Below are 23,717 nucleotides of genomic sequence, written 5' to 3' on the forward strand. Positions count from 1 at the left end.
AAAAGCATTCTCCTTTAACCCAAACCAACAGAATACAAAACCCGCCCGTGCTTCCGTTGTATGTAGAATTCGGCGGCATCGTGAGCACAGCTTAAAAGAGCCTGTCCGTCTACCCATGGCGAGTTCACCCGCACAAAGGCTTTTCGGCAGATAATGATAGACTGCCAGAAATTAATTATAGCATAAGCAGCAGAAGATTTATATGTATTAATTTTGAATTCTAAAGGGCCTATCTGCCGTAAAATGTTGAAATAAACACTGGCAGACACAGGGGAGAAATACCGGTTAATAGCCGAGCTCTTCCCCCACCAGAATCACCTTTATGCGGTCTTTATTGCGCTGATAGCTGCACACCACATAGTTGCAGCAGATACGCCCGGCGCCTTTGCACCCCGCCGTCATACCGTTATCGCCCTGCGAAAGGCTTACGCATTCGCCCTTTATGGCACAGTAGGTATCGCACGAAAGCCGGATGGCATTGGCGGGCGCCGCGGTGCTTTTTACACGCGCAATCGCCTCTTCAAGGTTGCGGACAATCTTGTTGCAGCCCACCACCATAATCACCTGCTTCGGCCCGTACAGAATAGCGGGGGTGCGGTTGCTGGTGCCGTCTACATTAAACAGCTCACCTTCCATGGTTACGGCGTTGGAGCTGCAAAGATAGGAGTCGGCAAAAAAGGCCTTGCGGTGTATTTCTTCCTTCTGCTCGGGTGTGATGCCTTGTGCGTCTCGGTCAAGATAGTTGTAGTGCCCGCTGCGCAGAAGGTCGATTACCCCTACTTCCCGAAGGCTCATTGAGCCGCCGTTGGAAACGGTGTCGCCCTCATGCAGCAGCTCCTTCACCCTGGCAAGCGCCGATGCCTTATCGGGCACATAGCAAGCCGCGATATTATTCTCTTTCAGTGCCTTGATGGTTTGCTCAATCCTAAGGTCTAAAGCCTTTTTTGCATGCTGATCCATTCTTACTTCATCCTTTCAACAATTTCTTAATATTCCTCTTCCCCTGTTTGCGGGTAAGGGGCGGGTATTTCCTGCTCCCAAGGCTGCGGTGCCGGTTGCCCTGCGTCATTATCAGCCATTCTGCCCCGCTCAATGGTAAAGCGTGCAAAGATGGCAAGTGTGCTCTCCGCATAAGGGAACGCGTATAGCGCAGGCAGCACCAACAGCGAGGCCAGTGCCCACAGCATAAACGAAAGCAGAAGCAAAACGAGCCTGCCCGCACTGCCGTGCATATAGCGCACCGAGGTTTTTACCGCCTGCCGCACCCTAAGCTGAGCATTCTGTGCAAACAGGTAGGGCGCCAGAAAGTACCGTGTGATAATCACCAAGGCAAACACCAGGCCAAGTACCGCCAGCAGCACCCCAACCGCTACGCTCAGGGTTCCCAGCAGCCTGCCGTTGGGAACATTCAGTTTTGCGGTGAGCAAAGCGCCGCCGGTTGCGGAAAGCAGCGCCCCCGGCAGGATGAGCACATACAGCCAGAAGAAGGAGCGCAGGCAGATATCCAACAACAGCAGCAGTGATTTAAAATACAGCTTTGCCCCGGAGTAATAATGAAATATCGCCGAAAGCTCGGCATTATCACCGCCTGAGAGACCGAAAAACCATGCCTTTACCCCCATCACCAGCGGCGCCATTACCGCAAAGGCCAGTATCAGAAAGCCTGCGGTCACCGAAATACTGACGGGGGATGCAATAGGAAGGTTGCCGAGCAGCCCCGGAAGGTTCAGCGCACTCTTCACCGAGGCGGATACCCCCGAAAGCTCCAGCACCGTCTGGGTGATTACCTCCAGGGTTTTAAACAGCAGGGCCACGCTGAACAGGATTAGGGTTGCCACCGCCCCGCGCGCAAGGTTGCCCTTTAAAAGCAGGCGCGCGTTCCGCTTCATCTGTAAAATCATCTGTTAATACTCCATTCTCGGCCTTGGCACAAGAACGCAAGGCCGAAGTAATTCATAGTAATGTCAGCCGCTCTCTGATTCTTTTGAGGATGAGCTCCCCTGTCTCGGCGGTGCCTGACGCGGGCAGCAGTTCCCCCTTGGCCTGCGCGGCCTTCAAACGTCCGGTATAATCAATAACCGCCTGCTCAATAAGCATCGCCGCCTGCGGCATCTCGAAGGAGTAGCGGAAGATCATGCCCGCCGCGAGGATAGCGGAAAGCGGGCTTACTGTGTTTTTGCCTGCAAGCTCCTCTTTTGTTGGCATCACCGGCTCATATACCCCAAGCTTGGAATAGCCAAGGCTTGCGCAGGCCAGCACCTCGTCCGCTCCCGCCAGCGCCCCGGCCTCGGCACCCAGTATGCTGCCGAACAGGTTGGCGGTAAGCAGCACGTCAAACCGCGCGGGGTTCTGCACCAGCTGCCCGGCAGCCTCCTCCACCGTCAGGTGATCCAGTGTCACCTCGGGGAAGGCTTCGGCCACCTTAGTGACCGTGGCGCGCCACAGCCGGGAGCTTTCCAGCACATGGGCCATGTCCACCGAGGTTACCAGCTTACGCCGCTTCTGGGCAAGCTCAAAGGCGTGCTTTGCCACGCGCTCCACCTCACCCGCGGTATAGATCTCGGTATCATAGGCAGCGTCGGCCTCTTCCGCCTTGGTGTAGCCGCGCTCCCCGTAAAAGATGCCGCCGCTCAGCTCCCGCACCAGCAGCAGCTCGGTTTTCTCACCCTCCGGCAATACCGGCAGGCGAATCGGGCGCAGGTTGGAGTAAAGCCCCAGCTTTGCCCGCAGGCTTAATACACCCGCCTCCGGCCTGAGGTGCGGCGGCAGCTCGCGCGAGCGCTTATCGCCCACCGGCCCCAGCAGCACCGCGTTTGCGGCACGGCACCGCTGCGCCGCTCGGCTGGAAAACGGCGTGCCCTCTTTTAAATAGGCGGTATACCCGATCTCCTCGAAGGCAAGCTCCAGCTCCACCCCCTCAATCCGGCATACCTCCTGCAGCACCCGAACCGCCTGAGCGCAGACCTCCGGCCCAACACCGTCACCCGGCAGCACCACAACGCTCAGCTTGCTCATTTCTCTATCCTACCCTTTCTGTCTATCCCAAGGATAAACCAAGCTAAAAAACAGTTTGTCTGCTCAGCCTTCAACCGTTCCCTCGTCCAGCAGGCTTTCGGCATAATCCAGATAGGCCTCGTCATCGGCATACTCGCTTACCGCCGAAGACAGAACGGTATCATAAAGCTCCAGCTTCTCGCAACGCATCCACAACGCCGCATCGGTAAGCAGCGTATAGCCCCTGCCGGGCTGCAGCCTCCACTCCTCCTCCGGCCGCTCGGGCAGCGCACAGGCAGTAAGTATCTGCATAAGAACCCCGCTGTCCGCAACCACAGCCGCCTCGGCGAAGCCAATGCTCATCATCTCCTGCAGCATAGCCTTTACCGCATAAACCGCCCCTTCCTTAGGCTGCGAAAAGGGCAGCAAAAAATCGGCCCGCTGCGCAAGCAGGTTTGGGTAAAGGATCTCCGCCGTCTGTTCGCAGCTCTTTAGCGGGGCAAAATATACCTTTGCGGGGTGGGGGTACAAGCCCTCTTCCGCTGCCTCGGCCAGCTGGGTCGTTGCTTCGGGTGTCTCCGCCGGGCAGATTAAATGCAGTCGATAGGTTATCATAAAATTTCTGTCCTTTCTCTCGGGCTTTACGCAAGTAAGAGAGAACGTAAAACCAATCATTAAAGTATCATGATGCGGTTGAGGCTGAAGGCACATACGGGCAATCGTTCCGCAAACCGCATTCGTATACATCGTAAAGCATGATTATTTTTAAATGATAAACTGATGTTAAATCCCCTTTTCACATCTTTTACATAGAAGCCGGAACCTATTTCATCATTTTCACAGCGGCATTTTCTACAAATCCCTTTAGCATCTATTTGTCATTATGCCGTTTTATAAAAGAAAGCGTAGAATTTATTAATATTTTGTAGATTTGCGCTTTACAAAAGGTAGGCAATATACTATAATTTACGTTACGTTATACGCTGATTTCTGCGGTTGTTCGAAATATTTCGCAATAATACAGTCTGAAAATGAGCGGTAGCCTAAAAGATTACGGAATCATCATCGGGGAGGAATCGGCATGAGTTCAGATTTTCCGCGCATTCTGACATTGCTGCGTAAAGAAAAGGGAATCACACAGAAGGATGCTGCAACTGCGCTGGATATCTCGCAGGCACTGCTTTCGCATTACGAGAAGGGCATCCGTGAATGCGGGCTGGACTTTTTAGTAAAGTGCGCGAAATACTATGAGGTTTCGTGCGACTACCTGCTGGGGCTTTCACCCGATCGAACCGGAACCACCATTACCGTGGATGAGATTCCCGAACCGGAGCTCATGGGCAAGGAGAACACCTATCGCGGAAGTATTCTGCCCACCTTAAGTAAAAAGCTGATTGCAAACTCACTGAATATATTATTTGATCTCTTGCAAAAAAACCCGAACAATGCGCTGATTACCGAGGTTTCGTCGTTTTTAATGCTGGCGGTGTACCGTATGTTCCGCGTAATCTATTCCTCGAACCCCAAGAATCAGGACAGTATGTTCACCGTGCCCAAGTACCTTTCGCAGGGCTATGCCTCATCGGCAATGAGCCTTTGCGAGGCCAGGGCGGCGGCACTGCTAAACGGTGAAAAGGTAGAGGGGCTTACCCCCGTAAAGGATAACTCCTGCTACGCTATGACCTCTCAGTCGTTAAGCGCCTCTTACCCGCTTTTTGCCTCCTCGCTTTTTAACCTTATTCAGAACAGCGAGGCCAAAATCGGGTACCAGGACCAGAAGGGAAAGAAATAGTATCTGCCAAGCGCTGATTATTCAACCTTTATCTTATCACCTTTTTGGTATAAAATAAAGTGAAAATCACCTTGATTAAGTATTGACGGAAAACGAAGCCCAATACAATCTCATACCACAAACAGCCAGCCTTCGTTCAGGCTGGCTGTTTTATGTTTGGGGTATTATTGGACCTGCGGCTGCCCGCCGCCTGCAATATGCATTTAAACATTCATCGTATTTCTACAGTTCCTTTTTTGCATAAATTCGGCACGAAGCTAAATACGAAATACCCAGCAACGCTATAACCACAAACGGCGACAGTATAACCATAATTTTTGCCGTATTGTCGTCTATTTCGGGCTTAAAGCCGGTTTGCGCAATCACCACCCCCAGTATTGTGGGCACTACAAACACCGCAATCATCATCAGTCTTGCCTTCTCCACCCCGAATTTGTAGACAAGCGGCAGCAGGATGCTGATAATTACCAGCGCGGCACCCAACGCTCCAAGCCCGCCGATAATAAGCTCCTGCGACAAGACCTCTCCCTTAATCATATAGATGATGGTTGTAAAGATAACGGATAACAGGGTTCCTGCACAGGCAAAAATGAGTGTGGCCGCGTATTTTGAAAACACCATATCGTTTCGCATAACAGGCATGGAAAGCGCGTAGGCATCCCACTTCGCGGCATTATCGTAGGCAAAGGTGGTAATGGTCATCATAACAAAAAACAGCGGGGTCATAAACAGCAGGTAGGCGCCGCCATCCTTTTGCAGAAAACCGAATATGGAATAAAACACAAGCAACAGCAGCATGGTTCGGGTGTAGCGTTTGGAAATCAGAAAATCCTTTACAATCAGTCCTAACAAAATAGGTCACCTCTTAAATTAAATTGAATACTTTTCAGAAAGCAATCCTTTACAATCAGCCCCCGCATCAGCGGTCACCTCTTACATAGAACAGCATAATGTCCTCAAGCGTAGCGTTGTCGACGGTCAAGCCCGGGTACCTGCGCTGCACCTCGGCCTTGTTGGCGGTAAGCGCCTCACAGCTGAAGCCGTTGTTGCGCACACTCACGATATCACGCTTATCCAGCCTCTCTAAATCCCCCGCGCCGCACTTGATAACCCCATGGTTTTCAAGCAGGGTGTCCTTGCCCTCGCTGAGCACAATCTCGCCCTTATGAATAAAGGTGATGTAGTCGGCTACCTTCTCAAGGTCGCTGGTAATGTGGGAGGACATTAAAATGGAGTGCTGCTCATCCTGAATAAAGTCAAAGAACACATCCAGTATCTCGCTGCGCACAACCGGGTCCAGCCCGCTGGTGGCCTCGTCTAGGATTAAAAACCTTGGGTGGTGGGCAAGCGCGGCGGCGATGGAAAGCTTCATCTTCATGCCGCGGGAGTATTCCTTCACCGTTTTATCCTTGGGCAGGGCGAACTTATGGATGTAGCTCTCGTACAGCCCGTTATCCCAGCTGCCTTTGTAAATCTTACCCATGATGACCGCAATATTGGGGGCTGTAAGGGTTTCGTGAAAGCAGCTTTCATCCAGCACCACGCCAAGCTGCTCCTTGATGGCCCTCTCCTCCTTGATGTTATCCATGCCGAATATCTTAATACTGCCCGCATCGCGGCGGATGAGGTTGAGAATCAGCTTGAGGGTGGTGGTTTTGCCGGCGCCGTTTTCGCCGATCAGCCCCATAATACAGCCCTGCGGCACCGAAAAGCTTATGTTATTCAGGCGAAAGCCGCTGTAGCCCTTGCTTAAGCCTGTAATCTCAAGATTGTTTTGCTCTGCTGACATAATAGATTCATTCCCTTCATAGTTTACGGTTATTAGTGTTTAGCCGTATTAATCGTCTCCGTATAAACAGGTTAACGCGTCGCTTAGCTCCTTTAAGGTTACGCCGCAGCTCTTTGCGGCCGTAACCGCTTTTCCAAGATGCCCCTCGATGATTTTAAGCTGCTCCTCGCGGATGAGCTCGGTGTTCTTGCTTGCCACAAAGCTGCCCTTGCCGGTAAACGAGGTGATGAACCCCTCCCGCTCCAGCTCCTCGTAGGCGCGCTTGGTGGTGATGACACTGATGCGCAGCTCCTTTGCGAGCAGCCGCATCGAGGGCAGCGCGTCCCCCTCGTGCAGGGCGCCGGTTAGAATCATGTTCTTCACCTGTGTAACAATCTGCTCGTAGATGGGTATATCCCCCGAATTGCTGATGATAATCTCCAACCGCTGAATCATCCCTTTCCCGTAACGCCATTTGATGGGGCTTCCCAAAAATTCCGGTTGCTTATATTGTATATATATTGTATATACAATATACTGTTTATATTCATATTTGTCAAGAAAAAAAGTGCGGCAAAATGTACCGCACTTTTACAATCTATTTATCTAATTTCTACAATAGCTTTTCATATACCTTTGAATAAATTAGCTTGCCGCCTATACGCTCCGACTTCATCAGGTCGATGCTGTTTACCCTTACTTTCAGCGGCTCGGTTTCCCGCGAAAACGCCTCCATATTAAACCCTTGCGGCATCACAAGCTCGCGTGCTAGGGTAAGGTGCGGCTTGTAGGCCCGCGTTTCAATCGCAAAACCGCTTTGAAGCAGCCGCTCGCACAGCTGATGATAAACAGAGCTCAGCTGCTCGGTCTTATCGGCACCTACCCACAGTATATCGCCGCCCTCTCGCTTAAACGAACCAACCCCGCTTAAACGCAGATCAAACGGCTTTTCGGCTACCCTATCCATCGCAAGCTTGATATCCTGCAGCTTGTGGGGGCCCACCTCACCGATAAAAACAACGGTCAGGTGCAGGTTTTCGCGGCAGGTGAAGCTGCCCTTTACGGCAGTTTCCCTCAGCCTTTCCATGGGCTCACAAAGCTTGTCCTTTACGGTGTCATCAAAGTTTATTGCGGTAAATAAGCGCATGCTTCCACCCCTAAAGCCATATTAATCCCTGTTACATTATAGCAACTTATTTGTCGAACCGCAACGAAAGCTTTACACCTTGTTTACCGAAATTTTAAGCTTCACAATCAAAGCCACCAGGTATACTGGCGGTTTTGATTATAAAAAAGCCTGCATAACGCAGGCTTTTCGGTTATTTGTCGCCCTGTACCAGGTTCTCAGCGTAACGGTACAGCGCGTCGGCTGAATGGATATTGTTGCCGCGCTCGCGGATGGTCTCCTGAACGTAATCGGGCAGGGAATGGAAGAAGTGGTCCAGCTCGGTATCCTGCGCCAACAGCTGGTTAAGCGTTATATGGGACATATCATCGGCTCCTTATTATATTGATTTTCTTCCTTAGCTTAAACAGTTTAATCCGAAAAATACATCCGGCTTTATCGGTTCAGCAGCCACGTTGCAAGGTTTAAATACCCCGCAAACAGCAGCCACAGGATGTAGGGTAGCATTAAATACCCCGCCGTCTTGCTGATGCGAAAAAAATAGAAGGTCGTTGCCAGCACCAGCACAATAAGCAGAACCAGCCAAGCAAAAGAGAACAGCCGCCACTCAAGGGTAAAGTAAAACACCGGCCACAGCACATTTACCACAAGTTGAGCGCCATACAGCACAAGCGCCCGGCCCTTATAGACCGATTCCGAGGCCGAAATCAAGTAAGCCGCAATGCCCATGCACAGATACAACACCGTCCACACCACCGGAAAAACCCAACCCGGCGGCGAAAGGGGCGGTTTTTTTATGCTTTGATACAGCTGCATGCTGCCGCTGGTGAGGATGCCCGAAAGGCCGCCCGCAACCAGCGGAATAAGTAGGCTGATAACAAGCGGCTTTAGGCGGATTACGGCCGATTTACCCATAATACATTCTTCCTTTCCTAAAAGCAGATATACACCATACAACCAGTATGAGCAGATTCGAGCCTGAATATTAAGCCTACACAATATACGGAATTTGCACTATTTCAGTAACTTTACAGCAGTAAAACAGATTATACCAAAAATTAGTAAAATAACGACAGCCGAAACGTTCATTTTTTTCTTGTGAAAAGGCTTGGAATGCAGTTAAATTATGTTTAGTTTCCTAAATTATTACAATACTAAGGTGTAAAACTTATGAGCAAAAGCATGCCCTGTTAATAAAATCTAAAAAATCATATGCGTCTGTGTTCAATTTTACACCACCGAGACTGCGCCACATCGGGTAAAAAACAAGCAAACAATACTAATCTTTTTTCAAAGATAAGTATAAAACAAGGAGAGGTGTCACTATGGTTAAAAACTTCAAAACATCTGGGGCAAAAAGGCTTTTCAGTCTGCTTGTAGTTGTGGGGCTGCTGGTAAGTCTGGCCTTCAACTCCTCCTTATCTCTTGCGGCCAAGGAAGAAAAGGACGAGCACACGCACGAACTGATTGTTCATGCAGAGGAAATACTTGCCGCGCTGGAAAACGGCAATGTCTCTGTTGGTGAAAGTTCAAACGGGACAACCCTTCCGGGCGACAGTGTTTCTCCTTCGCCGGTTATTGTTCCTCCCGGGCAAAGCTCGCCTCCGGGCGGCAGTGTTATTGCCTCTGTGGAACAAAACCAATTTCTCTTTGCATCTGCCATGAGTACCGCAGGCAGCTCCGAAGCTCCCGCTGCACCCGGAAGCTCCGTCACACCGGGCAGTTCCGCAGTTCCCGGAAGCTCAACCGCACCAGGCAGTTCAACCATACCGGGCAGCAGTTCTGTACCGGGGGGCACACCTGAAGTAACCAAGAAAACCTCTCTTATTGATCAAATAGATATCCCCTTTGGCAGCAAAACCATGAAGGCTGATCTTGAAGAGCACCTGAAGAATAACCTGCCGGTTCGGTTCTTCGACCACAGCGATATCGGCTGCAATTCCTGTCAGGCGCTGGTTACGGTAAACCCCTCAACCAAAAAACTCTCGATTATTGCCATCAACAGCAGTGAAACCGAAACGCATACCTTCAAGCTGAGCATTGTGAATAAAGACAACAGCCCGCTCAAGCTGAAGGATGTATCCCAAGAGGTTACCAGTGCTGAGAAAAAGACCTTTGACGGAGAAATCAAGGAGTCCGACATCCCTGCGGGCGCTGAGGTTGAAATCATCGAGGTGATTACCGGAAGCGAGAGCAGCACCGCAAGCAGCTCACAGCCTGCTTCGTCCTCCGAAGCCATCTCCAGCTCGTCTGAATCCTCCGAAAGCGGCAGCTCTATCGGCACAGAGCCGTCTGTGAACGAAGCGCTTGCGGCTTCCCGCAGTTTTGCATATGCCGCAACTGCAAACACCTCACATGAGAGCGCAGCCTCTGAGGAAAGCTCGAGCACCTCCTCTGCCGGGGATAATTCCGTCAGCTCCTCCTCCGATGCAAGCTCGGAAGCCTCCTCGTCCGCTACCTCCTCTAGTGAGCAAAGCTCAACTACTTCAAGCGCTGCGAGCAGTGAAGTGTCAAGTGCTGCGTCAAGCAGTGATACCTCGAGTAGTTCAAGCAGCTCCGGCACCGGTGAAAGCCGCCCTGCCGACGAGGTGTTAAAAACCGTTGCGCTGGTAATTCAAACAGAAACAGCAAATCTTGGTGTGCAGGCCTATGCCGGTACCGATCTGAAGGTGCCAAGCGGCATAACTATGCTGAAAGCCTCTCAGGCGCCACTGCCGTCACCTAATGATGTTGTGGTAGACAAGCAGGCCACTTATATTCCAAGTAGTGATCGGATGTATCAGGTTTCAATGAATGCATACGCGCCAAAAGGGAATGCGCCTACAGTTGATATTGTGTTGGTGCTCGACGCTTCAGGCAGTATGCCATGGCTGATTACCCAGCCCACGGAAGAAATAGGATTAAATAAACTGCAACCATACACTAACCCACCCACGCAGTATGATTTTAGCTACTATAAGTATTTTGTGTTGTCTAGCAGTAGCTATATACCAATAGAATACCTGTCAACCGTGCCGAATGGATACAGCGGAAACGTTCAAGACAATGGATGGTACCGCATAGAATCAAACTCCAACGGCACCAAACAAATAAAAGCCAAAATAACAGGAAGCGACCGTATCTTTATAAAAGGGCCAACCGATAAAACCAAGCTTGAAATGCTGCAGGATTCCGCCAAAAACTTTGTAACCAGTGTTGCAGCGGTTTCTCCTAACAGTAAAATCGGTGTTGTGTCGTTTAACCACGACGCTGCTACCTTGATTGGCATGACGCAGATGACTTCAAGCGGTGCTGCTAGTGTAAACTCTGCAATCAGTAATATACACCTTACCGGTGATACGCGTCATGACCGGGGTTTGAAATTTGCGCAAACACTGCTGGAGCCATTAAAGAATGACGGGTTAAACAAATATGTCATTTTGTTTACCGACGGTGAACCGAGAGCCTCTAAAGATGAAAATGGCAATCCAATAACACAAGATCAAATCGAGAGTAATGCGATTTCCATTGCAAGAAGTTTAAAGCTCGATACGAAATTAAAAATCTTCTCTATCGGCTTATATGACAATGGTATTTCTGACCATTGGAAAGACTTTATAGCTGGGCTCGCCAGTAGTACTGGCCTACCTTACTATTATGACGCCAGTAATTCTGACCTTAACGATGTATTCAACACCATTTTCTCTGGTATCGCTCAGGGCTTTACCGGCGCCGTAGTCACCGATGTAATAAATGAGCGGTTTAAACTCACCTCCGGCAGCAGAGCTGCGCTTGAAGCTGAGGGCGCTGTCATCACCACCGATTCCTTAAATCGGGATGTGATTACCTGGAACAATCAAACCATTCCCTGTACGGGAAATGCCGCTACCGGTTGGAAGAAGACCTTTACCATACAGGCAAAAGAAAACTATGTGGGCGGTAATCAGGTTCCCACCAACGACGACGGTTCACAGCTCAGCTTCAGTAATACCACTATCAAGAAAGTTTTTAGAAGGCCCGTTGTGGATGTGCCCCTTCGTTATGATCTTGATGCCAAAGACGGTTACTTCTATATCGGGGACGAAGTTGGTGCCTCCGCCCGCCTTGCGGGGCTTTACCAGCAGAAGCATCAATGGGAAACCTACGGCGATACCACTATCACCTACAGCGCTGTAAATGATAGCGGAACGCCACTCACCGGGCGTTTGACCGCCGATACCCCCTATAAGCTGCGGGCAATGGTTACTCCCAATACTCCCGGAACGTACCCCGCCACCTCGTTTACCAGCGACTCCAAAAAGTTGTATATGCTCTCGCCCGCCATTACGCTCTCCGATTTCTCCATCTTCGCGGGCGAGTCAACCAACCTGAATGAACGCGCCGCCGCTCCTGTGTGGCAGTATAAATCCGGCCCTAACAGCTACACCCAAAAGAATCCCGCGTGGGTATACGCAGGCAGCGGTATCAGTGATGCCCCGCCCACCCTAGTCTACAGCTTTAAAAACCGCGCAACCAACGCCCAAGTAAATACCCCGGTTACGCTGTTTGAAAAAACCAATTTTGACATCCTCGCCTGGCGCACGGACATAGAAAAGAACTCCAACTTCAACTTCAACTTGTTTGTTCGGTATACAAACTCCAGCAAAAACCCGCCGGCGCAGGGATGCAACGGCTGGTTTACCATCGACGTACAGTTTGGTTCCATCACTGTGAACAAACAGATTAGTGACAACTGGGAGCCTCACGGCGACCCCATCTTCGTGTATAAGCTGGACCGCCTAAACGCCACAGGCGGCGTAGAGCAGAGCTACAACGACTATATCCGGTTTACCGGGGGCAGCACTGGCGAGCGCAGCATTATCTTTGATAAGCTGCCCAAGGGCACCTACCGCTTAACCGAGCTGGACACCCTGCGTTACCAACTGCAATCGATTTACGCGCCAAACGGCACGAATATCAGCATTCCAGGCAAGAGCGTAGACTTTTCAGTGTCAAAAACAAACAAAACCCCTTACGCCACTTTTGTAAATATCAAGGTGGAAAACAAGTGGTTCTCGGATACCGATGTTGTGAAGAACACCTTTAAAGTTGGCAGCTGGACAACGACGCCAAGATAATTTTAAGCCTTCCGGCTTTGGGGAGAGGTAAATGTGTTGCGCAGAATCTGCAATCTGCTGGCGGGTGTACTGATTGTTATTGCTTTTCTGCCGCTGGGGGTGCTCACCCTCCCCCAGCTGGCAGGGTATACACCGCTCTCGGTGCTTTCCGGCAGTATGGAGCCCGCCTGCCCCGTAGGCAGCGTTGTGTTCATTCGCCCCACAGCACCCGATGCGGTGAAGGTAAACGACATCATCACCTTTGCCCTTGAAAACAATGCAAGGGTCACCCACCGCGTTACTCAAATCCTGTATAACGAGCAGGCGTTTGTCACCAAAGGCGATGCCAACAACACAAACGACCTCTCGCCGGTACCCTTTAACCGTCTGGTGGGTAAGGTACAGTTTTCCCTGCCGCTTCTGGGTTATCTCGCGGTATTCATAAAAACCGGTTTTGGTTTCGCGGCCTTGAGCATTTTGTTTGTGCTTATCATCCTGCTGTGGCTGATACCCGGGTTTCAAAAGGGCGGCACTCCCTCTGAACCCGCTGCCGGTAAGGCGGCGGATGAACCGATAGTTTAACTGTTTATAGCCCCATGCAAGACTGCACGGGTTGTAATAAAAAATAAAAATTATGGAGGCATTTTTCATGAAAAAGCGGAGTATCCTAGTTACAGCGATTTCCCTGGTACTGGTGGCAGCCCTTTCTATCGGCGGAACCATGGCCTACTTTACTCGAACCTCTGATACAAAGGAAAATAAATTTACTGTCGGCAATATCAATATTGAGCTGACTGAACCCGGCTTTGTGCCTGCTGATGCGCTTAAACTGGTTCCGGGCGACAGCATAGCGAAAGACCCGCAGGTAAAAAACACAGGCGCTAACCCTTGTTATCTGCGCATCGCGGTTACAGGCTTAGACTTTGTTGCAGCCTCTACCAATGCCGCCGCCACTCTAAAGGCACCTACAGGCTTTACCCTTGAGGGGCTTGATCTCACAAACTATGAAATAGTAAATGACAACGGCAAAATATATGCATACTATAAGAGCATTCTTAATCCCGACGTAACTACCCCTAAACTTTTCACCGCAGTATCCTTGAATAGAGATGTTGAGGAAAACGATGAGGGCCTTGTTAAACAATTTAATATTACTGTTTATGCCGAAGCAATTCAGTGCGAGGGCAACTTGGCTCCTGCTGCTGGCGAAGATATTCTTGTGGCAGCCAAGCGCGCGTTTGCAAACTTCCCCTCAGCCGGTTGATTTCATATCAAACCGTCTTGCTCATCAGTTTATCTTATAGCCTTGCATAAAACTGCAAGCGGAAAGGAAACAATGTATGAAAAAGCTGTTTACCAGAATATTGGTCTGCGCGGCGGTGGCAGTGTTGCTACTTTCCGGCTTTGCAGTAAATGCGTTGTCGGCTACCAGTGAGGTAGTGCTGACAAGCGGCGCGGGCGACCTGATCTCAGACCCCGCCGACGACCTCTTTCAGAACTTCAAGGGTCTTATGCCCAGCATGAAGGTCGACCAGCTTATTAATCTGAAGAACAAGAATGCCAGAACGGTAAACCTGTATCTGAAGATGGAGGCTGCCGAAGAAGTTATTAGGAAGCAGGCTTCGGATGGTGATTCGGTAAATCTGCTCAAGGCCCTGAATTTAAAGCTGACGCTGAAGAAGCCAAATGGACAGACCACCGTTTTCTATGACGGAAGTGCCTATAACAGCACCGGCGGCAGCAAAATCTTCTTAGGCAAATACGCGCCGGGCAGCACCGGCAGCATCACCGCAACCGTGAGTATGCCGAAGGAGCTTGGCAACGAATATCAGAATCTTGAGGGCAAGGTAAGGTGGATATTCTCATGCGAGGAGGTTGTTGAAAGCTCCTCGGGCACAACCTCCACTTCCTCGGAGTATATAACCACCGCCGCCACCAGGGTAACCATGCCAAACACAGGCGGCTTCCCCATACTGGCGCTTGTTCCAATAGGTGCGGTGCTGGTAGTGGGCGGACTATTCTTAGGCAGGAAAAATCAACAGAAGTAATCACATTATTACATGCCGCTCCCTCAAACGGAGCGGCCTCTTTTTAAACCGGTGTGTGAACCACTGATGTTAAACAAGAAAGGATCGGAAAGCGGTATGACTCACCGAAAACGGCATTCTCTTCTTTCAAACATTATTGTAGTATTGGGTATTCTGTTGATTGCGGTATCGGTAGCGTATGAGGTAATCTACTACCCTTGGGGGCGGGTATTGGGCAGCCTTGGCGTGGCCCCGCAAACCGAGCTGCCTAACCCGAAACCGCTGCCCGTTTTTGCGCAGGCCGAGCAGACAGCTGAAAGTGCCGCCACAGTAAGCGCGCCTACCCCGCAAAGCCTCGGGGATTTTTTCGCGGCACGCCCGAAGATGAATTTAACACCGCTCGGCGTCATCAAGCTGCCGGAGATCGGTATCTCGGAGAATATTGTAGAGGGCTCGGGCGATGAACTGTTTTATGGTGTGGGGCACATCAAGGGCACCGCGCTGCCGGGCGAGGCTGGCAACTGTGTGCTGTCAGGGCACCGCAACTATATTGTAATGCACCCCTTCCGCCACCTCAATCTCTTGGCCGAGGGCGATACCGTTACGATAGAATATGAGGGGAAAACCTACACCTATGAGGTGTTTAAAACCTTCACCGTAAGCCCCGAGCAGACCGATGTGCTTGCGCCTCAAAAGGAGGAAAACCACCTGCTTACACTGGTTACCTGCACACCGGTGCTTAACCCGGTAAACCGCCTGATTGTCTGGTGCAGGCTGATTGAATAAATACAGCTGAAGGAACCGCCACTCAAGCGGTTCCTTCTTTGCGCTGCAAGAATATTCCGCCTTCCCCTATGCCGGGCCGGCCTTATCCTTGGTGCGCTTGGCCTTGCCCTGCAGCTCGGGTACGGGGTGTTCATCGTTCTTGGGGAAATGCGCTTTACGGTTGCTCTCGGTACCGTGCGGATCCTTCGGATCTGGTCGTCTCATGCCCGCTTTTGCCATTGTTTACCCCTCCTTCGAATTAGACATCGTTATTGGGTATGGACTGTTTTTTCGCGTTTCGGTTCTGGTTTTGGTTCTCGCGGGTAATAGGTGTTTGCCCTTTCGCTTTTTTAACGCGCGCTTTCTTGTTATCGGGCTGGCTGTCCTTCGGCATAGATATCATCCTTTCTATACTACTTCAGGTATATTTATTGATACATTTTACATAATGTGTTCTTCCCCGCTTTGGTTATTGATATGGTAACCTAAGCTTAACAGGCGCTGTTCTATCCGCTCGTGGCTGACGCCGGAGTTGTCAAAATCCACCGCGATGCGCCCGTCATGGGCGTTTACACTTACCGAGTTCACCCCCGGAATCGTATTGATGCCGTTTTTTATGCGCTTCACGTCCGCCTTGCCTGCCATCTCGGCTATTGTAAAGTATGCGCTCTCCTTGGGCATTCCTTGGCCTCCCTCCCTTAATTATCATTGTTTTGCTGAAATTAGTATGCGCACCGGGTGAAGCGCTATTCTATATAAAATACCGCCGCAAAAAGTATTACTTTGCGGCGGTTCTTCTGACTTGCTTAAAATAGGCTTTCTGCAGGCACTATGTAATCCTTTCGGCTTTGTGTATCAAAGATGCCCAAGGTATACCATTGGCTCCACGCACCGTTAATGCCAACCGATTGCGATAGTCTGTTAATAGTTGTATAATAATAGTATAGATAATTAAGTCGACAGACAGCAGGAGGTATTTTTATGCCGCTTACAGAACAAGACTATCTGAAGGATGTACTCCCTTTCTGGGATAAACTAACCGAGGAGCAGCGGCAGGATATCCTCACCCACGCAACCCCGCGCCGCTTTGCGCCGGGTGAAAGCCTGCACAGCGGCTCGGCGGACTGCCTTGGCATCTATGTGGTAAAGTCGGGGCAGGTGCGCGTATTCACCCTGTCGCAGGCAGGCCGCGAGATTACCCTGTTTCGCCTGTTCGAGCGCGATATCTGTCTGCTTTCGGCCTCCTGTGTGATGAAGAACATCCACTTTGAGGTGCATGTAGAGGCCGAGCGCCCCACCGAGATTCTGCTCATCCCCACCCCCGTGTACGACCGGCTCAACCGCAATTCGCTGGCGGTGGCCGACTATACCAGCCAGCTGATGTCCTCCCGCTTTTCGGAGGTGATGTGGCTGATGGAGCAGGTGCTGTTCTCGAGCTTTGACAAGCGCCTTGCGCATTTTCTGCTGGAGCAGTCGGCAATAGACGGCACCGATTCGCTCACCATCACCCACGAGACCATCGCGCGCAACCTTGGCTCGGCACGCGAGGTGGTAACGCGCATGCTCAAGTATTTCCAAGACGAGGGGATGGTTGCCCTTTCGCGCGGCGGGCTGCAGATTACAGACCGCGACAGGCTGGAGAAACTGGATGAGGAATAAACAATCATTCCTAAAACCTCGGGCGAACACAGTTGGCCACTAACGATATTGGGGCTGTGCTATGTAGGGGCGATTATCAATCGCCCGCGCGATTTAAATATCGTTTATTGGAGAACCAGCATCATGGAATTGACATCGCGGAAACCGAACCGGTTAAAGAATTATATTTACAACCGGAATGGGTCGTATTTCATTACAATGTGTGTGAAAGACAGGCACGAAATGCTATGGAAACCTATTGGGGCGCGTATTGCGCATCCGCATGAACAAACATTGTCTGATATCGGCGAGGTTGTAAATACCGCAATACAAAATATCCCCACCATATATTCAAATGTGCGGGTTGATAAATATGTTATTATGCCAAACCATCTGCATATGATTATAAAATTGTATAGCCATGGGGATGACGGCGGGCGATTGATAATCGCCCCTACAATATCGTCAATCATTCGGCTATTAAAGAGTTACGTTTCAAAAGAAATCGGCTTTTCTATTTGGCAAAAATCCTTTCACGACCACATCATCCGCAACGAGCAGGAATACCGTGATATATGCGATTATATCGACCAAAACCCGCAAAAATGGCAGGAAGATTGTTATTTCACGAAATCTTCAGACCATTCGTAGGGGCGATTATCAATCGCCCGCAGGTACATCTCTCTGCTTTGTAAAACTCCCATACATTACCATTAATAAAAAATGCTGTAATGCCCAACCACACTCTGCATCGCCGTCAGGAGAACAACGGGCGATTGATAATCGCCCCTACAGTTAATTCCTATACCTCGTTCCTATTTAACCCCAATACCCATCACATATAGATACAACAGCAGCCCCGCCATCCTTGGCGGGGCTGCTGTTTGTGGTGCGCTTCATGCGCTTATGCGTTCCTTAACAGATATTTATAAGAGGCGAAGCTATTAAGCGACATACAACCCAAAATCACTTAATTGCTTATTTAAGAAGCTGCAGAACGCCCTGAGGCAGCGAGTTGGCCTGAGCCAGCATTGCCTGAGAAGCCTGAGAAAGGATGCTGAACTTGGTGAATTCGGTCATCTGCTTGGCCATATCAACGTCGCGGATACGGCTCTCGGCAGCGCTCATGTTCTCTGCTGTGGTGGAGAGGTTCTCGATGGTCTGCTCAAGACGGTTCTGAACGGCACCAAGATTTGCTCTCTGCTCAGAAACCTTTTCAATTGCGGCGCTGATCTTGGTCATTGCGGCATTAGCGGCATCTGGTGTGCTCATATCGAGCTTTGTAGAACCAAGTAGTGAAGCGGAATCCATCTTGTTAATGGATACAGTAATCTGATCGGCAGAGTCAGCGGTAGGCCCAATCTGAAGTGTTAAGCCGTCACCAGCCGCAGCAGCAGTGGCTGTAACCGTCAGATTGGCTGCATCACCTAACAATGTAATAAGAGAAGAACCTGTTACGAGTGTATCGTCTCCATTAGCAACAGCTGCCATAGAAGCGGTTGCAGTAGCTGATGCCTGTACTGTAATCTTGCCAAGACCTACAGAAGAGAAGTCATAGGTTTCCTCTGTACCAGCAGCGCCTAAAGCACCGCTTACAATATCCTCTAACTTAAGGTCTGTGGTAGAAACTTCACCGGTTGTGGAATCTGTAAACGATACACGTACATGGGTATCGCCCGCTGCAAGAGTATGGAATGTCTTACCATCGGTACTACCTTGAAACGTAAACGATCCGGCTTTGTTAAGACTAACTCCCTCAACTTTTACAACAGAAGCCGCATTAGCTTCAGTTACATGGCCTTTGCCCCAAACGGCAGCACCGGCAGTATTAAGCGAAGCCTTACCTGCACCCAGAGTACCATCAAACAGCTTAATACCATTAAAGTTGGAGGTATCTGCCACACGGTCAATCTCGCTGGTGCGGGCATCAACCTCGGCCTGAATCTTTGCACGGTCTTCAGAAGTGATGGTGCCGTTGGTGGCCTTCATTGCCAGGGTTTCCATACGACGAAGGGCGGTATGGGTCTGGTCGAGTGCACCTTCGGCGGTCTGTACAAGGGAGATACCGTCCTGAGCATTCTTGGAAGCCTGCTCGAGGCCGGCGATCTGGGCTCTCATCTTCTCGGATATCGCAAGGCCTGCAGCGTCGTCTGCCGCACGGTTGATTGCGGAACCGGAGGACAGTTTTTCAAGGGACTTGGATAAGCTGCTGTTGTTCACGGTTAATCTGTTAAGGGTGTTCATGGCGCTAATGTTGTTACCGATACGCATAAATTTTTCCTCCTTGATATTTTGTCTTTTCGTTAAGCGGCGGGAAATTCATTTTCCCGCGTTTTGCTTACAACAGATATATCGTACCCGAATAAGAAAACTTTAGAAAATTAATGACTAATTTACTATTTTGTTTTTATTAATATTTTCTTGTACTATTTCATTAATTATTAATGTATTCCTATTTTTATTAATTGTTAAGTAAATTAATTGTCGATTTACTTTATTGCATTATAAGCCTATAGATAGTACTATTTCATTATTAATAAACTAATTGTATACTGTTCCATATTCATTGTTATTAATTTGAAAATAAACATCTTTGTTAAAAATTATGTGCATTTTGCATTAATATTTTGCCCAATTTCATTAATTTTCCGTTATAATCGCTAAAGTTTTCCCCCAGGTGGTTCGATATATGTTGTGTAAGCAATCGGGAGGGAGAATGAGTTTCCCACCCGGCGTACAACAATACAACCCAAAATATCAAGGAGGAAAAACTTATGCGTATCGGTAACAACATTAGCGCCATGAACACCCTTAACAGATTAACCGTGAACAACAGCAGCCTCTCCAAGTCTCTTGAAAAACTTTCTTCCGGTTCCGCTATCAACCGTGCGGCAGACGACGCTGCAGGCCTTGCGATTTCCGAGAAGATGAGAGCCCAGATCGCCGGTCTCGAGCAGGCTTCCAAGAATGCTCAAGACGGTATCTCCCTTGTACAGACCGCTGAAGGCGCCCTCGACCAGACCCATACCGCCCTTCGCCGTATGGAAACCCTGGCGATGAAGGCTACCAACGGCACCATCACCGCTGAAGACCGTGCAAAGATTCAGGCTGAAGTAGATGCCCGTACCAACGAAATCGACCGTGTAGCCGAAACCTCCAACTTCAACGGCATTAAGCTGTTTGACGGCAGCCTCTCCGGCAGCAGCGGCACAGCGAAGATGAAGGCACTCAATACCGCAGCTGGAGCAGATGATGGTTTGTCCTCTTCTGGTACCATTACCTTCACTGGTGGTGTTGATGGAGTAAAGGTCAGCTTTGCTACTGGTACAGAAGGTGCTTCTTGGAATACTACCAACAAGGAATTAACCATTACTCTTGATGGTACAGGAAAAACATACTCTGATGCAGATGTCCAAAAGTTAATCGACGCTGCTGTAGCTAACGCTCCTACAGGTGCTGAGAATCTAAAGATAGCGGTTGCTAAAGCTGATGGTTCTGCGTCGGGTGGCACCATTACCTCTTCAGATGGTACTGATGCAACCGGTTCTGATGAATTAGCAGCGGATTTCACTGATACTACTACTCGTGCAGCAACGTTCTCTGGATATGTACAGGCCAGTAACGAGCAGACAATTAATGGTGCAACTGTTACAGCTACAGCTGATGAAGGCGTATTAAGCAATGGTATTACCATCAACTTTAACTCAAACAATGGTGATGCCAGTGCATCCTGGAGCACCAACACATTAACAATTACCCTTGATAACAGCAAGACTACTTACAGCGAAGACGAGATCAATGCCCTTATTAAGAACGCTACTGGTACAAAACCCGTGGGTTCTGATGGATTAAAAGTATCTATGGATAAGGCAATGCAGAGAACATCAGGTGCATATGAGGCAACTGCTGCTTCTGCAGACCTCGTTCTTGCCGATGGTGCTGGTGCAGCTGGTGGTGGCTTATCTCTCCAGATTGGTGCTACTTCCAACCAGGCCGATAAGATTACCGTTTCAATTGCAAAGATGGATTCCGCCTCGCTGCTTGGTACCGCTAAGCTCGACATGAGCACCCCCGATGCTGCTAACGCCGCTATTGACAAGATCAATGCCGCTATCGAGAAGGTTTCTGAGCAGAGAGCTAACCTCGGTGCTACCCAGAACCGCTTAGAGCAGACCATCGAGAACCTCTCCACCACCGCAGAGAACATGAGCGCTGCCGAGAGCCGTATCCGCGACGTTGATATGGCCAAGCAGATGACCGAATTCACCAAGTTCAGCATTCTTTCTCAGGCTTCCCAGGCAATGCTGGCTCAGGCCAACTCGCTGCCTCAGGGCGTTCTGCAGCTTCTCAAATAAGCTACTACCGTTTAAACGTAGCTTAACGCTGCAATTTTCGCTCGGTTCTGTTAAGGAACGCATAAGCGCATGAAGCGCACAAAAGCAGCAGCCCCGCCAGGGATGGCGGGGCTGCTGCTATATTATTGAATTGTGAAATACATTTTGTTACAATATCAGTTGCAAACAGAATTGGATGTAAACCTATAGAAGCTCGCATTGGCGTACGCAAGGCCAATATAACACTTATCGGAGGACAGCATGGCGGAATTGACATCACGGAAGCCTAACCGTCTGCAGAATTACGATTACAGTAAAAAAGGCATGTATTTTATAACCATATGTGTGCAGGAAAGGCACGAAATGCTGTGGAAGCCTGTAGGGGCGAACTGTGTTCGCCCGCAATCTACACAAATCACTAATTCAACTTTTCTTTTGTCCGACATTGGAAACATTATCAAGAATGAAATTGACAAGTTAAGTGCGATTTATCCCAATGCAAACGTTGATAAATATGTTATAATGCCTAATCATGTTCATATGATAATAAACCTGTCGTGTTCAGAAAAGGCGTGGGAGGAAACCCGCGGGCGAACACAGTTCGCCCCTACAATATCCAGAATCATCAAACAATTCAAAGGCTCCATCACAAAACAAATTGGCTTTTCAATATGGCAGAAATCCTTCCACGACCACATCATCCGCGACGAGCAGGAATACAAAGCAGTTAGTGATTACATCGACCAAAACCCGCAAAAATGGCAGGAGGACTGTTATTTTGTTAGGCCATCCGCCAATCCGTAGGGGCGAACTGTGTTCGCCCGCGTTCTTATCAATGGCCTCCGGAAAACCACGGGAGACCACAGGTCTCCCCTACACATAGATTCTGGGGGAAAACCCCGCCCCCTCAAATCACCGAAAATTAAAGAGGGCAGCCATATAGCCACCCTCATTAATGATATCAACTAATCCTTATTTCTTATATAAGGTCTTCCCCGCAGAGTGAAGGTCGTTGCAGGCCTCCATTACGCGCTTGGCCATGCCGCCTTCGGCTGCCTTAAGGTAGCTTCTGGGGTCGTAAACCTTTTTGTTGCCCACGTCACCGTCTACCTTCAGCACGCCGTCGTAGTTCTTCATCATGTGATCAACCACCGGGCGGGTAAAGGCATACTGGGTATCGGTATCCACGTTCATCTTAATTACGCCATATTCAAGGGTTTCGGCAATCTCATCCTTGCCCGAGCCGGAGCCGCCGTGGAACACAAACCAGAACTTGGCATTCTCGCCGAATTCCTTCTTTAAAGCCTCCTGGCCGTCGCGCAGGATCTTCGGGTTAAGCTTTACGTTGCCGGGCTTGTACACACCGTGCACGTTGCCGAAGGTAGCCGCAAACATATATGCGCCGCCCTCTACCGAGCTTAACTCCTTATATACATACAGCATATCCTTGCTGGTGGTGTACAGCTTCTCGCGGGGAGCACCCTCGTTGTTCTCGCCGTCTTCCTCGCCGCCTACAACGCCGGCCTCTACCTCAAGCACAATCTCGTTCTTGGCGCATCTGGCAAGCAGGGCCTTCGCAGTTTTCATGTTCTCCTCCAGCGTAATGTCCGAGCCGTCGAACATATGGCTGTTGAACAGGTTGGGCAGGCCTGCGGCACGCCTCTTCTCGGTTTCCTCAATCAGGGGAATCATGAAGCTCTCTACCTTGCTGGCCTTGCAGTGGTCGGTATGCAGTGCTACATATACGTCATAATACTGAGCCATCAGGTGCACATGGTTGGCAAGCGAAATAGCGCCAAGCGCACTGTTCTTTACGTTAGAGCCGGAGGCATGCTCGCCGCCGCCGGTGGAAACCTGAATGATACCGTCGCTCTTGGATTCTGCCAAGCCCTTTAAAACGGCGTTGGCGGTTTCGATATTGCTTACATTGAATGCGGGGTAAGCATAGTGCCCGTCGGATGCTGCCTTGAGCATCGCCTTATATTGCTTATAATCTACAACCGGCATTTTTTTAACTCCTTTAATAAGCTTATTATTGTCATAATTATATCATTGTTAATACCATTCGTAAACATAAAACGAAAAATAATTCATACATCTGCTTTGATATAATGTCTTCTGAATCATACCGCAAAGCATTATTCAGTCATATTATATACCACAAACTGCCTGCTTATCTTTGAGTGCTGGGGAATATT

At 49.7% G+C, this 23,717-nt stretch carries 25 protein-coding genes; 10 read left to right on the forward strand and 15 right to left on the reverse strand.

Annotation, left to right across the window (positions count from 1 at the left end):
• Positions 1–285 precede the first annotated feature (285 nt).
• The 4 genes from BLR50_RS01315 to BLR50_RS01330 all read right to left on the reverse strand — a co-directional run bounded on the left by BLR50_RS01315 (position 286) and on the right by BLR50_RS01330 (position 3,609).
• Positions 286–960: a lactate utilization protein gene (locus BLR50_RS01315; RefSeq protein WP_092637709.1), complete on the reverse strand. Its 675-nt coding sequence runs from the start codon at positions 958–960 to the stop codon at positions 286–288.
• A 26-nt stretch (positions 961–986) separates the two neighbouring features.
• Positions 987–1,901, reverse strand: coding sequence for a DUF975 family protein (locus BLR50_RS01320; protein WP_092637711.1), 915 nt, complete (start codon positions 1,899–1,901; stop codon positions 987–989).
• A gap of 52 nt (positions 1,902–1,953) precedes the next feature.
• Positions 1,954–3,015: an isocitrate/isopropylmalate family dehydrogenase gene (locus BLR50_RS01325; RefSeq protein WP_092637714.1), complete on the reverse strand. Its 1,062-nt coding sequence runs from the start codon at positions 3,013–3,015 to the stop codon at positions 1,954–1,956.
• A 63-nt stretch (positions 3,016–3,078) separates the two neighbouring features.
• Positions 3,079–3,609, reverse strand: a complete 531-nt coding sequence (locus tag BLR50_RS01330) for a histidine phosphatase family protein (RefSeq protein WP_092637717.1) — start codon at positions 3,607–3,609, stop codon at positions 3,079–3,081.
• A gap of 466 nt (positions 3,610–4,075) precedes the next feature.
• On the opposite strand from BLR50_RS01330, the gene BLR50_RS01335 reads away from it, so the two are divergent.
• Entirely contained in the window at positions 4,076–4,786 is a 711-nt protein-coding gene (locus tag BLR50_RS01335) for a helix-turn-helix domain-containing protein (RefSeq protein WP_092637721.1), read from the forward strand.
• 222 nt (positions 4,787–5,008) lie between these two features.
• Here the strand turns inward: BLR50_RS01335 and BLR50_RS01340 are convergent, their stop codons facing one another.
• The 6 genes from BLR50_RS01340 to BLR50_RS01360 form a co-directional block, all read right to left on the reverse strand.
• Entirely contained in the window at positions 5,009–5,638 is a 630-nt protein-coding gene (locus BLR50_RS01340; RefSeq protein ID WP_162840275.1) for an ABC-2 transporter permease, read from the reverse strand.
• Between the two features lie 67 nt (positions 5,639–5,705).
• On the reverse strand, positions 5,706–6,575 hold the full coding sequence (locus tag BLR50_RS01345; protein WP_092637726.1) for an ABC transporter ATP-binding protein: 870 nt from the start codon (positions 6,573–6,575) through the stop codon (positions 5,706–5,708).
• Between the two features lie 48 nt (positions 6,576–6,623).
• Positions 6,624–6,998, reverse strand: coding sequence for a GntR family transcriptional regulator (locus BLR50_RS01350; RefSeq protein WP_092637891.1), 375 nt, complete (start codon positions 6,996–6,998; stop codon positions 6,624–6,626).
• A 169-nt stretch (positions 6,999–7,167) separates the two neighbouring features.
• Positions 7,168–7,701 (reverse strand): RNA 2',3'-cyclic phosphodiesterase, encoded by a 534-nt coding sequence (gene thpR, locus BLR50_RS01355; RefSeq protein ID WP_092637728.1) that lies wholly within the window; start codon positions 7,699–7,701, stop codon positions 7,168–7,170.
• A gap of 172 nt (positions 7,702–7,873) precedes the next feature.
• Positions 7,874–8,044: a hypothetical protein gene (locus BLR50_RS14370; protein ID WP_162840276.1), complete on the reverse strand. Its 171-nt coding sequence runs from the start codon at positions 8,042–8,044 to the stop codon at positions 7,874–7,876.
• Positions 8,045–8,115: 71 nt separating this feature from the next.
• The gene (locus BLR50_RS01360; protein ID WP_092637730.1) at positions 8,116–8,595 is read right to left on the reverse strand and encodes a TspO/MBR family protein; all 480 of its coding nucleotides are present in this window, start codon (positions 8,593–8,595) and stop codon (positions 8,116–8,118) included.
• A 410-nt stretch (positions 8,596–9,005) separates the two neighbouring features.
• Between BLR50_RS01360 and BLR50_RS01370 the strand changes: the two genes are divergently transcribed.
• The 5 genes from BLR50_RS01370 (at position 9,006) to BLR50_RS01390 (ending at position 15,568) form a co-directional block, all read left to right on the forward strand.
• Positions 9,006–12,776, forward strand: a complete 3,771-nt coding sequence (locus BLR50_RS01370) for a vWA domain-containing protein (RefSeq protein WP_205408645.1) — start codon at positions 9,006–9,008, stop codon at positions 12,774–12,776.
• A 36-nt stretch (positions 12,777–12,812) separates the two neighbouring features.
• A complete protein-coding gene (locus tag BLR50_RS01375; RefSeq protein WP_162840277.1) occupies positions 12,813–13,337 on the forward strand; it encodes a signal peptidase I in 525 nt (174 codons plus the stop codon).
• A gap of 67 nt (positions 13,338–13,404) precedes the next feature.
• Positions 13,405–14,019 carry a TasA family protein gene (locus tag BLR50_RS01380; RefSeq protein ID WP_162840278.1) on the forward strand — a complete coding sequence of 205 codons (615 nt, stop codon included), beginning with the start codon at positions 13,405–13,407 and terminating at the stop codon, positions 14,017–14,019.
• Between the two features lie 76 nt (positions 14,020–14,095).
• Complete coding sequence (locus tag BLR50_RS01385; protein WP_092637740.1) at positions 14,096–14,803, forward strand: LPXTG cell wall anchor domain-containing protein; 708 nt, start codon at positions 14,096–14,098, stop codon at positions 14,801–14,803.
• Between the two features lie 96 nt (positions 14,804–14,899).
• A complete protein-coding gene (locus BLR50_RS01390; protein ID WP_162840279.1) occupies positions 14,900–15,568 on the forward strand; it encodes a class D sortase in 669 nt (222 codons plus the stop codon).
• Between the two features lie 66 nt (positions 15,569–15,634).
• Here the strand turns inward: BLR50_RS01390 and BLR50_RS14375 are convergent, their stop codons facing one another.
• The 3 genes from BLR50_RS14375 to BLR50_RS01395 are packed head-to-tail and all read right to left on the reverse strand — an operon-like array spanning position 15,635 to position 16,228.
• Complete coding sequence (locus tag BLR50_RS14375; RefSeq protein ID WP_162840280.1) at positions 15,635–15,787, reverse strand: hypothetical protein; 153 nt, start codon at positions 15,785–15,787, stop codon at positions 15,635–15,637.
• Positions 15,788–15,806: 19 nt separating this feature from the next.
• The gene (locus tag BLR50_RS14760) at positions 15,807–15,941 is read right to left on the reverse strand and encodes a hypothetical protein (protein ID WP_278277975.1); all 135 of its coding nucleotides are present in this window, start codon (positions 15,939–15,941) and stop codon (positions 15,807–15,809) included.
• A gap of 47 nt (positions 15,942–15,988) precedes the next feature.
• Positions 15,989–16,228, reverse strand: a complete 240-nt coding sequence (locus tag BLR50_RS01395; protein WP_092637745.1) for a heavy-metal-associated domain-containing protein — start codon at positions 16,226–16,228, stop codon at positions 15,989–15,991.
• A gap of 300 nt (positions 16,229–16,528) precedes the next feature.
• On the opposite strand from BLR50_RS01395, the gene BLR50_RS01400 reads away from it, so the two are divergent.
• Both BLR50_RS01400 and BLR50_RS01405 read left to right on the forward strand, forming a co-directional pair.
• Positions 16,529–17,206 (forward strand): Crp/Fnr family transcriptional regulator, encoded by a 678-nt coding sequence (locus BLR50_RS01400; RefSeq protein WP_092637747.1) that lies wholly within the window; start codon positions 16,529–16,531, stop codon positions 17,204–17,206.
• A gap of 222 nt (positions 17,207–17,428) precedes the next feature.
• Complete coding sequence (locus BLR50_RS01405) at positions 17,429–17,836, forward strand: transposase (RefSeq protein WP_242871661.1); 408 nt, start codon at positions 17,429–17,431, stop codon at positions 17,834–17,836.
• A 327-nt stretch (positions 17,837–18,163) separates the two neighbouring features.
• On the opposite strand, the gene BLR50_RS14765 is transcribed toward BLR50_RS01405, so the two are convergent.
• Complete coding sequence (locus tag BLR50_RS14765; RefSeq protein ID WP_092637748.1) at positions 18,164–19,456, reverse strand: flagellin N-terminal helical domain-containing protein; 1,293 nt, start codon at positions 19,454–19,456, stop codon at positions 18,164–18,166.
• A gap of 503 nt (positions 19,457–19,959) precedes the next feature.
• Between BLR50_RS14765 and BLR50_RS14770 the strand changes: the two genes are divergently transcribed.
• Together BLR50_RS14770 and BLR50_RS01420 are read left to right on the forward strand one after the other, a co-directional pair.
• A complete protein-coding gene (locus BLR50_RS14770) occupies positions 19,960–21,540 on the forward strand; it encodes a flagellin N-terminal helical domain-containing protein (protein WP_092637750.1) in 1,581 nt (526 codons plus the stop codon).
• A 240-nt stretch (positions 21,541–21,780) separates the two neighbouring features.
• Complete coding sequence (locus BLR50_RS01420) at positions 21,781–22,323, forward strand: transposase (protein ID WP_092637752.1); 543 nt, start codon at positions 21,781–21,783, stop codon at positions 22,321–22,323.
• 168 nt (positions 22,324–22,491) lie between these two features.
• On the opposite strand, the gene fbaA is transcribed toward BLR50_RS01420, so the two are convergent.
• Positions 22,492–23,526, reverse strand: a complete 1,035-nt coding sequence (gene fbaA, locus BLR50_RS01425) for a class II fructose-bisphosphate aldolase (protein ID WP_092637753.1) — start codon at positions 23,524–23,526, stop codon at positions 22,492–22,494.
• Positions 23,527–23,717 lie beyond the last annotated feature (191 nt).

It is taken from the genome of Acetanaerobacterium elongatum, from assembly GCF_900103835.1.
In the GTDB taxonomy this organism is placed as follows: Bacteria; Bacillota; Clostridia; order Oscillospirales; family Ruminococcaceae; genus Acetanaerobacterium; species Acetanaerobacterium elongatum.

Bases quoted from the DNA above. Each gene is read 5' to 3' on its own strand.
- BLR50_RS01335 (WP_092637721.1), top strand. From the start codon at position 4,076: ATGAGTTCAGATTTTCCGCGCATTCTGACATTGCTGCGTAAAGAAAAG.
- BLR50_RS01370 (WP_205408645.1), top strand. From the start codon at position 9,006: ATGGTTAAAAACTTCAAAACATCTGGGGCAAAAAGGCTTTTCAGTCTG.
- BLR50_RS01380 (WP_162840278.1), top strand. From the start codon at position 13,405: ATGAAAAAGCGGAGTATCCTAGTTACAGCGATTTCCCTGGTACTGGTG.
- BLR50_RS01315 (WP_092637709.1), bottom strand. From the start codon at position 960: ATGGATCAGCATGCAAAAAAGGCTTTAGACCTTAGGATTGAGCAAACC.
- BLR50_RS01345 (WP_092637726.1), bottom strand. From the start codon at position 6,575: ATGTCAGCAGAGCAAAACAATCTTGAGATTACAGGCTTAAGCAAGGGC.
- BLR50_RS01330 (WP_092637717.1), bottom strand. From the start codon at position 3,609: ATGATAACCTATCGACTGCATTTAATCTGCCCGGCGGAGACACCCGAA.
- BLR50_RS14770 (WP_092637750.1), top strand. From the start codon at position 19,960: ATGCGTATCGGTAACAACATTAGCGCCATGAACACCCTTAACAGATTA.
- BLR50_RS01420 (WP_092637752.1), top strand. From the start codon at position 21,781: ATGGCGGAATTGACATCACGGAAGCCTAACCGTCTGCAGAATTACGAT.
- BLR50_RS01390 (WP_162840279.1), top strand. From the start codon at position 14,900: ATGACTCACCGAAAACGGCATTCTCTTCTTTCAAACATTATTGTAGTA.
- BLR50_RS01385 (WP_092637740.1), top strand. From the start codon at position 14,096: ATGAAAAAGCTGTTTACCAGAATATTGGTCTGCGCGGCGGTGGCAGTG.
- BLR50_RS01405 (WP_242871661.1), top strand. From the start codon at position 17,429: ATGCTATGGAAACCTATTGGGGCGCGTATTGCGCATCCGCATGAACAA.
- fbaA (WP_092637753.1), bottom strand. From the start codon at position 23,526: ATGCCGGTTGTAGATTATAAGCAATATAAGGCGATGCTCAAGGCAGCA.
- BLR50_RS14370 (WP_162840276.1), bottom strand. From the start codon at position 8,044: ATGTCCCATATAACGCTTAACCAGCTGTTGGCGCAGGATACCGAGCTG.
- BLR50_RS01395 (WP_092637745.1), bottom strand. From the start codon at position 16,228: ATGCCCAAGGAGAGCGCATACTTTACAATAGCCGAGATGGCAGGCAAG.
- BLR50_RS14375 (WP_162840280.1), bottom strand. From the start codon at position 15,787: ATGGCAAAAGCGGGCATGAGACGACCAGATCCGAAGGATCCGCACGGT.
- BLR50_RS01320 (WP_092637711.1), bottom strand. From the start codon at position 1,901: ATGATTTTACAGATGAAGCGGAACGCGCGCCTGCTTTTAAAGGGCAAC.
- BLR50_RS01360 (WP_092637730.1), bottom strand. From the start codon at position 8,595: ATGGGTAAATCGGCCGTAATCCGCCTAAAGCCGCTTGTTATCAGCCTA.
- BLR50_RS01400 (WP_092637747.1), top strand. From the start codon at position 16,529: ATGCCGCTTACAGAACAAGACTATCTGAAGGATGTACTCCCTTTCTGG.
- thpR (WP_092637728.1), bottom strand. From the start codon at position 7,701: ATGCGCTTATTTACCGCAATAAACTTTGATGACACCGTAAAGGACAAG.
- BLR50_RS01325 (WP_092637714.1), bottom strand. From the start codon at position 3,015: ATGAGCAAGCTGAGCGTTGTGGTGCTGCCGGGTGACGGTGTTGGGCCG.
- BLR50_RS14760 (WP_278277975.1), bottom strand. From the start codon at position 15,941: ATGCCGAAGGACAGCCAGCCCGATAACAAGAAAGCGCGCGTTAAAAAA.
- BLR50_RS14765 (WP_092637748.1), bottom strand. From the start codon at position 19,456: ATGCGTATCGGTAACAACATTAGCGCCATGAACACCCTTAACAGATTA.